The 13,852-nt window shown below is 65.5% G+C and carries 10 protein-coding genes; 8 read left to right on the top strand and 2 right to left on the bottom strand.

The genetic code is table 11. From position 1 onward, the window contains the following. Window positions 1–283: 283 nt before the first annotated feature. Both BLR13_RS22880 and BLR13_RS22875 read left to right on the top strand, forming a co-directional pair. The gene (locus BLR13_RS22880; protein ID WP_074819323.1) at window positions 284–3,544 is read left to right on the top strand and encodes a PAS domain S-box protein; all 3,261 of its coding nucleotides are present in this window, start codon (window positions 284–286) and stop codon (window positions 3,542–3,544) included. Window positions 3,545–3,688: 144 nt separating this feature from the next. Next, complete coding sequence (locus BLR13_RS22875; protein WP_074819324.1) at window positions 3,689–4,516, top strand: metallophosphoesterase family protein; 828 nt, start codon at window positions 3,689–3,691, stop codon at window positions 4,514–4,516. Here BLR13_RS22875 and BLR13_RS22870 read toward each other — a convergent pair. Beyond that, window positions 4,455–4,940, bottom strand: coding sequence for a Crp/Fnr family transcriptional regulator (locus tag BLR13_RS22870; protein ID WP_074819326.1), 486 nt, complete (start codon window positions 4,938–4,940; stop codon window positions 4,455–4,457). The two genes, BLR13_RS22875 and BLR13_RS22870, sit on opposite strands and share 62 nt — an antisense overlap. 112 nt (window positions 4,941–5,052) lie before the next feature. Further along, window positions 5,053–5,847 carry an alpha/beta fold hydrolase gene (locus BLR13_RS22865; protein ID WP_074819327.1) on the bottom strand — a complete coding sequence of 265 codons (795 nt, stop codon included), beginning with the start codon at window positions 5,845–5,847 and terminating at the stop codon, window positions 5,053–5,055. Between the two features lie 173 nt (window positions 5,848–6,020). Between BLR13_RS22865 and BLR13_RS22860 the strand changes: the two genes are divergently transcribed. The 6 genes from BLR13_RS22860 to BLR13_RS22835 all read left to right on the top strand — a co-directional run bounded on the left by BLR13_RS22860 (window position 6,021) and on the right by BLR13_RS22835 (window position 13,788). Continuing rightward, complete coding sequence (locus BLR13_RS22860; RefSeq protein ID WP_074819328.1) at window positions 6,021–6,671, top strand: GntR family transcriptional regulator; 651 nt, start codon at window positions 6,021–6,023, stop codon at window positions 6,669–6,671. Continuing rightward, window positions 6,668–8,197, top strand: a complete 1,530-nt coding sequence (locus tag BLR13_RS22855; protein ID WP_074819330.1) for an aldehyde dehydrogenase — start codon at window positions 6,668–6,670, stop codon at window positions 8,195–8,197. The genes BLR13_RS22860 and BLR13_RS22855 overlap by 4 nt, the downstream gene beginning before the upstream one ends. A 76-nt stretch (window positions 8,198–8,273) precedes the next feature. Continuing rightward, entirely contained in the window at window positions 8,274–9,641 is a 1,368-nt protein-coding gene (locus tag BLR13_RS22850) for an MFS transporter (protein ID WP_074819332.1), read from the top strand. A 111-nt stretch (window positions 9,642–9,752) separates the two neighbouring features. After that, window positions 9,753–11,075, top strand: coding sequence for a cytochrome c (locus tag BLR13_RS22845; RefSeq protein WP_074819334.1), 1,323 nt, complete (start codon window positions 9,753–9,755; stop codon window positions 11,073–11,075). After that, window positions 11,072–11,566, top strand: a complete 495-nt coding sequence (locus BLR13_RS22840; protein ID WP_074819335.1) for a (2Fe-2S)-binding protein — start codon at window positions 11,072–11,074, stop codon at window positions 11,564–11,566. The genes BLR13_RS22845 and BLR13_RS22840 overlap by 4 nt, the downstream gene beginning before the upstream one ends. Beyond that, a complete protein-coding gene (locus tag BLR13_RS22835; RefSeq protein ID WP_074819337.1) occupies window positions 11,563–13,788 on the top strand; it encodes a xanthine dehydrogenase family protein molybdopterin-binding subunit in 2,226 nt (741 codons plus the stop codon). Before BLR13_RS22840 ends, BLR13_RS22835 begins: the two co-directional genes overlap by 4 nt. Window positions 13,789–13,852 lie beyond the last annotated feature (64 nt).

Genomic DNA, 13,852 nt, shown 5'->3' with positions numbered 1-13,852 from the left:
TGGAGTAATACTTGGAGAAACACCCGGATATCCCCGAACGGCCTGGCCGGTATGACAGTGTCCAAAGGTTTCCCATCGTGGACCTCTGGCGGCCGTTTGCAACAACCAACGCCGCAGATGGCCGAAGGGTTCGGGCCAGCCGGATTAAGGTTATCCCGGCTTTGGCCCCGTTGGACCCGGCCCGGCCGTGGACCTACCGCTCCCCGCTTGCGATACTTACGATCCCCACGAGGCTGTCAGCATTTGACGGCCGATTCCAAGGCCGGACGGTCCAATAATCGCGATGAACTTTGCGGAATTTCAGTTGCAGGCATCAGGCGATCCGCGATTGGCGGCCTACGCGGCCAGTCCCTTGCCGGCCTGGTTGTGGTCGTCCGACGGCACGCAGATCCTGTGGGCCAATCCGGTTGGCGCCGGCGTGTTCGGCGCGGCCGACGGCGCAGCGCTTGCGAACAGAATTTTCGGACCGGCCGACCAGCATCGCCGTCAGGTCGCGCGGCTTGCGAGCCGCGTGGCGACGAGCGGCGCCATCCGGCTGGAGCGGCTGCAGGGTTTTGGCGCAGCACCCGGCATGCTCGCGACCTGCGGCTACCAGCGGATCGATTTTCACGACGGCAGCCACGGCCTTCTGATTGTCGCCAGCGCGCCGCCGGTCGTGCGCGAACGCCCTGTCGCGACGGTACAGCCCGACACCAAACCGGCCGAGCCGCCTGCTGTTGCCGACGCGGAGCCCTTGCCCGCAACGGCAGACGCCGGGCAACCGTCGCCGTCGCCGGTCGACGCACGAGCTGAGCTTGCGCTGTTCGACGCCTTTGCCGAACCATCAGCGACACCGGTTGTCGAGCCTGACGTTGCGGCCGAACCGCCCGAGCCCGATCTCGAAAGCGTGCTGCAACTCGATCTGCCGCATGTCGAAGCTACGCCGCGCGAGACGCCACACGCCGAAGCGGCGCCGGAAGTATCGCCCACGATCGACGCGCCTGCGCCTGAGCCGTCGCCCACCATCGAAGCCGTTGCCGACGAGCCGGCGAATGCCGAAGCCATCGCCGCCCCGGCGCCATCGCCTGTCGACGCGCCGTTGTCTGCCCCGCACCGGCTGCCGCTGCGCTTCATGTGGCAGGTCGATCAGGACGACCGCTTCACGCTCACCACAGACGAATTCATCCGCCTGATCGGGCCGCACACCGCCGCCCGTTTCGGCCGGCCGTGGCACGAGATTGCCGAAACGTTCGGCCTCGATGCCGACGGCCGAGTGACGCAGGCGCTCGCCACCCGTGCGACCTGGACCGGCATGACGCTGAACTGGCCGGTCGACGGCGGTGGTCGGTTGCCGGTCGAATTGTCGGGCTTGCCGGTGTTCGATGCCGCACGGAATTTCTACGGCTATCGCGGCTTCGGCGTCTGCCGCGATACCGAGGCCCTCGCCCGGCTTGCGGCCGAGCGCGATCATCCATCGTCCGAAGGCGTGGCCGCGCCGCCGCCGTGGTCGGCAGATATCGTCCAGGCCGGACCTGCCCCGGACGCCCCACCGCACGACATGCGCGCCGAAGATTCTCCCGACCCGGCCGGCGCTGCGTCATCTTCGTTCGCGGAATTGCCTGACCCGATAGCCTCAGAGACTTCACACCAAACCGATTTGGAAACCCCCGTGGAACCGCCCAAGGACACGCCAACGGAAACGATCACGGAAATCCCGGCGGAAGCGCCCATGGAAACGCCGAAGAACGTTTTACCGTTCCGCCCGCTTGGCGATGCGAAACCGCCGCCATTGACGCCGGTCGAAAACAGCGCCTTCGACGAACTGGCGCGGCAATTGTCGGCGCGGCTCGACACCGATGGCAGCACCGAGGCGCCTGAGGTCGCCGGCTTCGACGACACCGTCGTCGAGAAGCCCGCGGCGGCGGCGATGTACGAGGGCCCGAGCGAAGCGCCGGCCGCCGAGACACCCGAATGGCTGGCTAACCCGGAGTCGCCCGCCCGCGGCGAAGCCAGGCGCGACAAGCCACTGCTCGATCTGCTGCCGGTCGGCATTCTGATCTACCGGCTCGATCGGCTGCTCTATGCCAACTCGGCGTTCCTGACGCAGATGGGTTATCCGTCCCTGCATGCGCTGGAGGATGCCGGCGGCCTCGATGCGCTCTATGTCGAGCCCGGCGTCTCGAACGCATCCTCGACATCGGACACCGGCACGCCGGTGACGATTTCCGCAAGCCAGCCTTCGGAGGCCCATTCACCGCCGGCCGCGGCCGACGCCCGCCTCTACACGATTTCCTGGGACGACGATTCCGCGCTGGCGCTGATCTTCTCCGGCACGCGCCATGAAGGCCAAGCGGTCGCAGCAGCGATCGCACAGGCCAGCCCGGTTCAGCCAAGCCCGGTCGTCGAGGCGCTGGTTGCCGAACCGCCCGTCGCCGATCCCCCCTCGCCGGTCGGCCACGCCGACGCCGAAGAACTCGGCGCCATCCTCGACACCACGGCCGAAGGCATCGTGATGTTCGACGCCGACGGCAATATCAATTCCGCCAACCGCAGCGCGGAAGCGCTGTTCGGCCATGACGGCGATGAACTCGCCCGCTGCAACCTGGCCGACCTGTTCGCGCCCGAAAGCCGGCATGCGGTGTTCGACTATCTTGCCGGCATCAAGTCATCAGGCGTCGCCAGCCTGCTCGATCACGGCCGCGACGTGCTGGGCCGCGAAAGCAAGGGTGGCATCATCCCGCTGTCGATGACGATGGGCCGCACCCGCCCCGACGGCCCGAATTTCTTCGCCGTGTTCCGCGACCTGTCGCAGGCGAGGCAAACCGAAAACGAATTGCGCGAGGCGCGACGGCTGGCCGAGCGCGCCGGCACCGCCAGGGCTGACGTGCTGGCCCGGATCAGCCACGAGGTGCGCACGCCGCTCAACGCCATCATCGGCTTTGCCGAAGTGATGATCGGCGAGCGCTTCGGCGCGCTCGGCAACGAGCGCTACGTCGAATACATGAAGGACATCCGTGCGTCCGGCGAACGCGTGATCGCTGTTATCAACGACCTGTCCGACCTGTCGCGGATCGAGACCGGCAAGTTCGATCTCGCCTTCACCACCCAGAACCTGAACGAGCTGGTCGAAAGCTGCGTCGCCGTGATGCAGCCGCAGGCCAACCGCGAGCGCATCATCATCCGCACCTCGCTGGCGCATACGCTGCCGCCTGTTGTCGCCGACGCGCGCGCGCTGCGCCAGATTGCGCTGAACCTGATCGGCAATTCGATCCATCTCGCCAATGCCGGCGGCCAGGTCATCGTCTCGACTGCACTGTCCGATTTCGGCGAGGTGATGCTGCGGGTCCGCGATACCGGCCACGGCCTCAACGACAACGCGGTCGCTGCCGCGCTGGAGCCGTTCCGGACCCGGGCGCCGTCGGATCAAACGTCTGACAGCGGCGTCAGCCTGTCGCTGACCAAAGCCCTGGTCGAAGCCAACCGCGCCAAATTCCAGATCAAGACCGGCGGACGCTCGGGTACGCTGATCGAGGTGGTGTTTCCGCAAGCCGTCGCGAAAGTCTGATCAGTAAGTCTGACCGCGGCGGCGCTGCGAGGATGTGTCGCGTCTGATCGGCACAGCCCGGCACAATTTTTGCTCGAATCCATTTTGCTTGAATGCATCCCTCACCGGATCGCCTATTTTGCAGGCATTTGGATCTGATCGATTATGCGCGCTCTTATTGTCGCCGATCTGCATTATTCGTTGCCGCAGTTCGACTGGCTGCTGGCGGCAGCACCCGAATTCGATCTCGTCATCTTCGCCGGCGATGCGCTCGACATCGGTTCGCTGGTGGATTTCCGCGCCCAGATCGTGGTGGTGAAGAAATATCTGTCGCTATTGGCCGGCATCACCCGCGTCATTCTTTGCTCGGGCAATCATGACCTCGACGATCGCAGCCCGGAAGGCGAAAAAATCTCGCGCTGGGTCGGCGAAGTCCGCGAACTCGGCATCGCCTGCGACGGCGACAACGTTGTTATCGGCGACACGCTGTTTACGGTATGCCCGTGGTGGGACGGGCCGCTGGTCAAGCAACGCATCGAGACCCAACTTCGTGACGCCAGCGCGCAACGGCTGCCGCGCTGGATCTGGGTGCACCACGCGCCGCCGGCCAATTCACCGACGAGCTGGGGCGGCAAGCGTTTCTTCGGCGATGTCGAACTGGTGCAATGGATCGAGCGCTATCAGCCGTCGATGGTGATCTCGGGCCATGTGCACCAGTCGCCCTTCATTCCCGACGGCTCCTGGTTCGACCGGCTTGGCGTCACCTGGGTATTCAACACCGGCCTGCAGGCAGGATGGCCGCCGGTCTATATTGTGCTCGATATCGGTGCCGGTGCGGCGTTCTGGCTCTCGGCCGGCGATGCGCAATGGATCGACCTCAAGTCGCCGCTGCAGCGGCCGGCGCAACCGGTCCTTGATCCGCCGCCCTGGCTCACATCCTTGGGTCGGATTGCCGATCCGAGCCTGGCGAGACCTGCGACGGCGGCAGGTTGATCATGTTCTGCAGGAGTTCGCCGACCATCGAAAGGTGGCTGCCGTGGCCGGCATATTGGTGCATGAGGTCGGCGAGATAGGTGGTCGCCACATGAAGCCGTTGCGCCATCAGCCGCCCGATCAACAGCGCCACCTCCGGCTGGTCGCGCAGGAACGACGCGGCATCGTCGATTTCGACGATCACGGAATCGGAGGCCGCGCGCACCGTAGCGGTATGCGGCTGATCGAGCAGCAGCGACATCTCGCCGAATACCGCGCCGGGCTCGGTGATCACGGCGACGACGCTGTCGCCCTTGACGACTTCCACCCTTCCCTCGACCAGCACGAACAAATGCCCGGTCTTGCCGCCCTCGTGGATAACGAGCGCGCCCGCCGGCATCGTCCGCCGGCTTCTACCGCTGCAATAGTCCAGAATCGCGCGCATCAAATGACCTCCGCTTCTCGCAGACTAGGCACGGAGTATGCCAAGGTCGAAGGGATTACGCGCGGCCCGCTGCTCAAATTCTCGGCATAAGCGCGCCATCCGGCGCGGCGGCTTACGCGGTTGCCGAGTTGGTGGCGGGCAGGAAATCGCCGATCACGTCCAGAAACAGCCGCGGCGACTGCAGTTGCGGCACATGGGCGCAGCCCGGGATGATCTCGAAACGCGCCTGCGGCAGCAGAGCCGCCAGTTCGCGCGACATTGGCGGCGGCGTCGCCTCGTCATGCTGGCCGACCACCACCAGCACCGGCACTGTCACCTTGCCGAGGTCGGGCCGCAGATCGAGGCTCGCCAGCGCATCGCAGGCGGCGCAAAAGACTTCGGGGTCGGTGCGCAGAAACGCCGCGCGGCGATCGGCCATCAGGTCGGGATGCGCGGCCTGAAATTCCGGCGCGAACAGGCGCCGCATCGCGACGTCGGTGATCGCCGATAGCCCTTTGGCCTTCGACGCGGCCGCCATGTTGCGAAACGCCTCGCGCCCTGCTTCCGAGAACGCCGCACCGCAGTCGGCGAGCACGTACCTGGTCGCGATCCCGGGATGGCGGATCGCCATCTGCAGCGCGACGAAGCCGCCATAGCCGTTGCCGAGCACGATCGCCTCTTTGCCGCCGGCAGCGTCCCTGACCGCTTCCGCCATGCGGTCGGCAACCCCAGCCAATCCGCCGCCAGTCGGCTGCGAGCGGCCGAAGCCCGGCAACTCGGGCACGATCACCCGAAACGAGGTCGAGAGTTCCGGAACGATGGCATCGAAACTCGCGCGGTCCGACAGCAGCGAGTGGAACAGAAACAGCGGCGGCCCCTTGCCGGACTCTGCCGCGTTGACGGTGCCGCCTGCCAATAACCGATCCATCCCGCTCTCACTTTCAACTGATCTTCTAATCGCTTTGGCAAATCGCCTTGAAGTGCCTGTTTTGGCGCGCCAATCCGCGGATTGATAGATCAAAACTCGAACAATTCAAGCCTTTAGGCCTTGACGTGATATTTCACGACTGCAAGATATAGCGAACCACAGAAGGACTTTTGATGCTTTTACGCGACAATGTCTACGAAAGCCTCCGATCTGATATTCTAACCTGCCATTTCGCGCCTGGTGATGATATGCGCGAGCAGGATCTCGCCGAGCGTTATGCCGTCAGCCGCCAGCCAGTGCGGGAAGCGCTGCTGCGGCTGGAGCGCGAGCATCTCGTCACCGTGCAGCCCCGCCAGGGCTACCGGGTCAATCCGATCTCGCTGGCCGATGCGCGCGATCTGTTGCGATTCCGCATGGCGCTGGAGCCGGCCTGCGTCAATGAGGCGATCGAGAATGCCAGCGACGACGTTCTGAAGTCGCTAAACGAATTCCGCCGCTTCGCCGGCAACCATGAGGACTTCATCGCCTATAACCGCGCCTTTCATTCGGCGCTGGCACACGCCTCTGGCAACCGCCGCATGGCGGCAGCCTTGTGCGACCTGATCGGACAGGCCGACCGGCTGGTGCGCGTCAGCGTCGCCAACGTGAAGGGCCACGATCCGGCGAAACTCGTCGCCGAACACGTCGCGCTGATCGAGGCGATGCAGCGCCGCGAAGCGCGCACCGCCGCGCGGATCATCAAGGCGCACATTGCGCAGACCGAAAAGCGCGTGCTGCCCGCGCTGAAGCGAAACGCCGTCATCGTCGACGGGAGAGAAGCATGAACATCCCGTCCAGGACCGACACCATCGACGTGGAAATCCACGGCAATTTCGTCGACGGCCGCGAGGTCGAGGCCGGCTCCGGCGAGATGCTCGATGTACGCAATCCCGCCACCGGCGACGTCATTGCGCGAATTCCGAATTCGACCCGGGAAGACATCGACCGCGCCATGAAGAGCGCGCGGGCGGCCTTCGACGGCAAGGCCTGGGGCGGCATGGACATCCGTGCGCGTGCCAGGCTGGTCAATCGCCTCGCCGACGCCTTTGAGGCCAATCTCGACACGCTGTACCGGCTGGAAACGCTCAACAACGGCCGCCCCGTCAACGAAACCCGCGCGCAGCTGTCGCGGCTGCCGGACTTCTTCCGCTACTTCGCCGGCCTTGCGCTGGCGCGCCGCGATTCCGTGATTCCGGTCGAAGGCGCGTATCTGAACTACACGCTGCGCACGCCGATCGGCATCGTCGCCAACTGCACGCCGTTCAATCATCCCCTGATGATCCTGTGCAAGTCGCTGGCCGCCGTGCTCGCGACCGGATGCGTCACCGTGGTCAAGCCGTCGGAATACACGCCGCTGACGACGCTGAAGCTGGCGCAGATCTTTACCGAAGCCGGCCTACCGCCCGGCGTCTTCAACATCGTGCTCGGCCTCGGCCAGTCGGCCGGCAAGATGCTGGCCGAACATCCCGATATCAACAAGCTGGTCTTGACCGGCGGCACCGAGGCCGGCCGCATTGCCGGCGGTGCCGCGGCAAAAGTGTTTGCGCACCAGACCATGGAGCTCGGCGGCAAAACGCCGGTGATGGTGTTCGACGATTTCGACGTCGAACGCGCGGTCAATTACGCCGCGTTCGGCGCCTTCATCGGCGCCGGTCAGACCTGCGTCTGCGCCTCGCGCCATATCGTGCAAGCCACGATCTACGACGAATTCGTCGAAAAGCTGAAGGCGAAAACCCAAAGCATCCGCATCGGCGATCCCTTCGATCCCGCGACGCAACTCGGCCCGGTGATCTCGGCACGGCAGCGCGACCGGGTGCTGACCTATTCGCGTTTCGGCCATGAAGACGGCGCGCGGCTGATGACCGGCGGCGTTGCCGCCAAGGTGCCCGGTCATGACAACGGCTATTTCGTCGAACCGACGGTGTTTGCCGACGTGAAATCCGACATGCGCATCTTCCAGGAGGAGGTGTTCGGTCCCTTCACGTCCGTGACGCCGTTCAAGGACGAGGCCGACGCGTTACGTCTGGCCAACGATTCGCCGTTTGGGTTGGCGGCTGCGATCCGCACTCGCGATGTCGGCCGCGCCCATCGGGTGGCGTCCGCGGTCAAGGCCGGCATCGTCTGGATCAACGACCATCACCGCCTCGACCCGGCATCGCCCTGGGGCGGCGTCGGCGACAGCGGCATCGGGCGCGAATGCGGCACCGAGAGTTTCGACGATCACTTCAACACCAAGAGCGTGATGGTCGCGACGCACGATCAGCCGTTCGACTGGTACCGCGACACGGCGACGCAAAAACGACTGAACTAGCCAAAATACACGGCGAACCGTCCAGAGAGACGGGAGGCCGCATCAACGAAACCAATGGGTAAAGGGGAGTGAGACCATGTCGACATCGGTAAACGCGGGCAGCCGGCTGGATCGGCTGCCGATCGGCCCGTTCCATCGCCGCATCATGTTCCTGATCGGCATCGGAATGTTCTTCGACGGCTTCGATATCTATCTGGCCGGCACCGTGCTCGGCGTGACCTTGAAGTCCGGCTTCTCCACGCTGCCGCAGAACGCCATGTTCATTTCGGCGACCTTTGTCGGCATGATGCTGGGCTCGTTCGCGACCGGTTTTCTCGGCGACCGCTACGGCCGCCGCTTCACCTACCAGTTCAACCTTCTGGTATTCGGCCTCGCCTCGCTGGCGGCGGCCTTTGCACCCAATATGGCAATCCTGATCGCCTGCCGCTTCGTGATGGGTTTCGGGCTCGGGGCCGAGAACGTGGTCGGCTATTCGACCATGACCGAATTCGTGCCGGCCAAGACGCGCGGCAAATGGCTCGGGCTGATGGCGGTCTGCGTCGTCACCGGTTTGCCGATCTCGCTGCTGGTGGCCTCGATCGTGGTACCCGAATTCGGCTGGCGCGCGATGTTCGTGCTCGGCGGCGTCGGCGCGCTCATCGTCTGGTACCTGCGCAAGTCGTTGCCGGAATCGCCGCGCTGGCTCGAAGCCGTCGGCCGCACCACGGAGGCCGAGGCGCTGATGCAGGCGATCGAAAAGGAAGCAGCGCAAGGCCAGCCGTTACCGGCTCCTGCTGCCGCCGCAACCGTCGCCGCCTCCAGTGAATTGGGCACGCTGTTCACCGCGCCGCTGCTGTCGCGGATGATCGTGGGCTCGGTCTGCCTGATCACGATCAACACCCTGCTCTATGGTTTCGTCACCTGGCTGCCGGTGTTCTTCATCAAGCAGGGACTGACGGTCGCGACGTCGTTCAGCTATTCCCTGATCATGGCGCTGGGCGCACCGATCGGCTCGGCGATCGGCGCGCTGACGGCCGACCGCTGGGGCCGCAAGCCGACCATCATCGGCGCTTCGCTGATCACGGTCGTGCTCGGCATCATCTATCCGATGATTTCGGATCCGATGTTGCTGCCAGCGGTGGGGTTTGCGCTGACGGTACCGATCTATGTGCTGGTGGCGCTCTTGTTCGGCGTCTACATCCCCGAACTGTTCCCGACCGAAGTCCGCCTGCGCGCCTCCGGGATCGTCAACACGCTCGGCCGCGGCGCCACCATCGTGACGCCGTTCCTGGTGGTGATGCTGTTCGAGGCCCGCGGCGTCGCCGGCGTGATGGCGCTGATGATCGGGCTGCTGGTGGTGCAGATCGTCACGGTGTGGGCGCTTGGCATCGAGCCGCGGCATCGCAGCCTCGAGGAACTCAAGCGCGACGACACCGCGCCGGGCGTTCTGAAAGAGGCTTCGTAGGCGCACTCCCGACGGGAACGCGCGGCTTGATTTCGACTTAGTGAAGCAACCGGAATGGCGTCCGTGCTACAACGCGGACGTCAGGGCGGCTCAAGAGCAGGTGCGCATCCAATGGCATCGCCGCGGATCATCGGGAGTGTCGTCGCCATAGCCGTGATCGCCGGCGCGATCGCGGCGGCCGCCATCGTGTGGCGGCCGGCGATTGCAGCGATCGACCCGCCGGCGCCGTCATCGTTCGACAGCGCGCTGGTCAAGCGCGGCCGCGACCTGGCGGCAATCGGCAATTGCAACAATTGCCACACCGTGCGCGGCGGAAAGGACTTTGCCGGCGGACTGGCAGTACCGACGCCGTTCGGCACCATCTATTCCTCGAATATCACGCCGGATGCCGAGACCGGCATCGGCCGCTGGTCGGAAGCCGCGTTCCGCCGCGCCATGCAGTCCGGCGTCAACCGCGACGGCCAGCATCTCTATCCGACCTTTCCCTTTGACCACTTCACCCATGTGTCCGACGACGACGACCGCGCGCTGTATGCCTACCTGATGACGCGGCGGCCGGTTCGCGCGCCGGCCCGCGAAAACGATCTGGCGTTTCCGTTCAACCAGCGTATCGCGGTTGCGGGCTGGAAAGTCCTGTTCCTGCGCCACGGCAGCTACCAGCCCGACAGCACGAAGAGCGCGGAATGGAATCGCGGTGCTTATCTGGTCGAGGGACTGGCGCATTGCGGCGCCTGTCATACGCCGCGCAACGCGCTAGGCGCGGAAAAGACGCAAGCGTCGTTCGCCGGCGGCGACGTCGACAACTGGCACGCCTACGCGATCAACAGCCAGTCATCCGCGCCGGTGCCGTGGGATGCGGAAGCGCTGTTTAGATATCTGCGCCAGGGCTGGCATCCCGATCACGGCGTCGCGCGCGGGCCGATGGCCGAGGTCGTCAGCAATCTGTCCGAAGTGCCCGAAAGCGACGTCCGCGCCATCGCGACCTACATGGCCGGCGTGTTCGGCGCGCCGACGGAAGCGCGCAAGCGCCGCGGCGATGAAGTGCTGGCGCAGGCCAATTCCCGCCCGGCGCAACCGGCCAACGACGGCACCACATCAGGCGCGCAGATCTATGCCGCGGCCTGCGCGATCTGCCACGCCACCGACCGGGCGCCGCCGTTCGGCGGAATCGATCTGGCGCTCTCGACCGCGCTTACGAGCCCCGACGCGCGCAACGCCGCCAACATCGTGCTGTCGGGAATTCGCCCTACCGCGGGTGAGCGCAGCCCGATCATGCCCGGCTTTGCCGACAGCATGAGCGACGGCCAGATTGTTGCGGTACTCGATTATCTGCGCGCACGCTTCGGCAACGCGCCGCCATGGACCAACACCGCCGACATCGTTCGCGATATCCGACGAACCCAGACCGTATTGCTGCAGCGAGATCAGCCATGATGACATTGAAGGTCAATGGTCAGGACCATCAGATCGACGCCGATCCGGAAACGCCGCTGCTCTACGTGCTGCGCGAGGATTTGAAGCTCAACGCCGCCAAGTTCGGCTGCGGGCTCGGCCAGTGCGGCGCCTGCACCGTCATCGTCGACGGCAAGGCGGTGTTGTCCTGCGTGACGCCGCTGCTGCTCTTGGAAGGCAAGAAGGTCACCACCCTGGAAGGCCTCGGCACATCAGAGACGCCGGCGCCGATCCAGCGCGCCTTCATCGAGGAACAGGCGGCGCAATGCGGCTACTGCATCGCCGGCATGGTGATGCGGGCGCAGGCGCTGCTGCAGCGCAATTCGAAGCCGACCGACGCCGAGATCAGGGCCGAGCTGCAGCTCAATCTCTGCCGCTGCGGCACCCAAATGCGGATCCTGCGCGCCGTGCACCGCGCCAGCCATCTGATGCAGACCGCCGACGCCTCGCCCGTGCAGAGGAGCGCGCCATGAACGGCCCTATCAGGCTCAATCGCCGCAGCGTGCTCGCCGGGGGAGGCGCGTTGATCGTCAGCTTCTCGCTGGGTGAAGCTCTCGCCGACGACCAAAGCGCGCCGCCCGCGCCGAAGCCGCCCGGCAGTCTCGCCGAGACGCCCTATCTCGATGCCTGGATTCGCATCGATGCCGACGGCACCATCACGGCCTTTACCGGCAAGGCTGAACTCGGCCAGGGTTTCAAAACCGCGTTCCAGCAGATCGCCGCGGAAGAGCTCGGCGTTCCCTTCAAGGCAGTCAACGTCGTTACCGCCGATACGCGCCGCACCGCCAATGAGGGCTACACGTCGGGCAGCAACTCGACGAAATACAGCGGCACCGCGATCCAGAACGCGGCCGCGCAGGTGCGCGAACTCTTGATCGCGGAGGCGGCGCGGCGCTTCGAACTGCCGCCGGAATCGCTGAAGACCGAAGGCGGCGCGGTGATCGCGCCGGACGGGCGAAAACTCGGTTACGGCGAACTGGTCGCCGGCGACATGCTGCATGTGCAGGCGCAGGCCAAATCGAAGCTGAAGGACCCGGCGACGTATTCGATCATGGGACAGCCGGTGCCGCGCGTCGACATTCCCGCCAAAGTCACCGGCGGTGCGGCCTATATCCAGGACATGCGGCTGCCGGGCATGGTGCATGCCCGCGTGGTGCGGCCGCCGAGCTACGGCGCGGAATTGATCGCGCTGGATTCCGCTAGTGTCGAAACGCTGCCCGGCGTCGTCAAGATTGTGCGCGACGGAAATTTCCTCGCGGTCGTGGCCGCCGGGGAATACCAGGCGGTCAAGGCGATGCGCGCGCTCGCAAGCGTGGCGAAGTGGCGCGAGACTGCACGCCTGCCGAAGCAGGATGACCTGCCAAACGTGATTACCGGCCTGCCGTCGCAGGACACCACCATCTACACGCAGAGCAATCCGTCGGCATCGGGCACGCGGACGTTTGAGGCGACCTACACGCGGCCCTATCAGGCCCACGGCTCGATCGGGCCGTCCTGCGCGGTGGCGCAATCGATCAATGACGCCATGACGGTGTGGACGCACACGCAAGGCGTCTATCCCGATCGCGCCGGCATTGCGGAAATGCTGCGGGCGCCGCCGGCCAGCGTTCGCCTGATCCATGTCGAAGGCTCCGGCTGTTACGGCCATAACGGCGCCGATGATGCCGCGGCCGATGCCGCCTTGATCGCGCGCGCACTACCCGGCGTGCCCGTTCGCGTGCAATGGATGCGCGAGCAGGAACACGCCTGGGAACCGTTCGGGCCGGCGATGGTGACAAAACTGAAAGCCTCGCTCGACGGCAACGGCGCCATCGTCGACTGGAATTTTGACGTCTGGAGCAACACCCATTCGATGCGGCCGGGCGGCGCCGGTTCGATGCTGGCGGCCCAGCACATGGCGCAGCCGTTCGCCGTGCCGGCGCCAAAACCGCTTCCACTGCCGGAAGGCGGCGGCGACCGCAACGCCATCCCGTTCTACAAGTTTCCGAACGCGAAAGTCGTGCATCACTTCATCCCGGCGATGCCGTTGCGGATTTCGGCGATGCGCGCGCTCGGCGCCTATCACAACGTGTTTTCGATCGAGAGTTTTATGGACGAACTCGCGGTCGCCGCCGGCGCCGACCCGGTCGCGTTCCGGCTGAAACATCTCGACGACGCGCGCGGACGCGACGTGATCGAGAAGGCGGCCAAGGAATTCGGCTGGCAGAGCGGCCAGAAGGCACCGCCGGATCGCGGCTACGGCTTTGCCTTCGCGCGCTACAAGAACCTCGCGGCCTATTGCGCCATTGCCACCGAGGTCGAGGTGAACCGGCAGAGCGGTCGCCCGCGGCTGGTGCGCGCGGTGGCGGCGGTCGACAGCGGCCAGGTGGTCAATCCGGACGGGCTGACCAACCAGATCGAAGGCGCGATCCTGCAATCGATGAGCTGGACGCTGTATGAGAGCGTCACCTTCGACGACACGCGCATCACCAGCATCGACTGGCAGACCTATCCGATCCTGCGCTTCGACGCCGTGCCCGAAAAGGTCGACGTCCACATCATCAACCGCCCCGGCCAGCCGTTCCTCGGCAGCGGCGAAACCGGTCAGGGCCCGGCCGCCGCCTCGATCGCCAACGCGATCGCCGACGCCACCGGCAAGCGGTTGCGCGATCTGCCGTTGACGCGAAAGCGGATCAAGGGCGCCATCGACGCGTGAGGGCAGCGTGCTCTAATCCGCCTTGAACGGATTAGACCGGACAGAGCGTGGCCCGTATCTTTCG

Source organism: Bradyrhizobium ottawaense, from assembly GCF_900099825.1.
GTDB lineage: Bacteria > Pseudomonadota > Alphaproteobacteria > Rhizobiales > Xanthobacteraceae > Bradyrhizobium > Bradyrhizobium ottawaense_A.
This window is presented reverse-complemented; position numbering and strand designations above follow the sequence as displayed.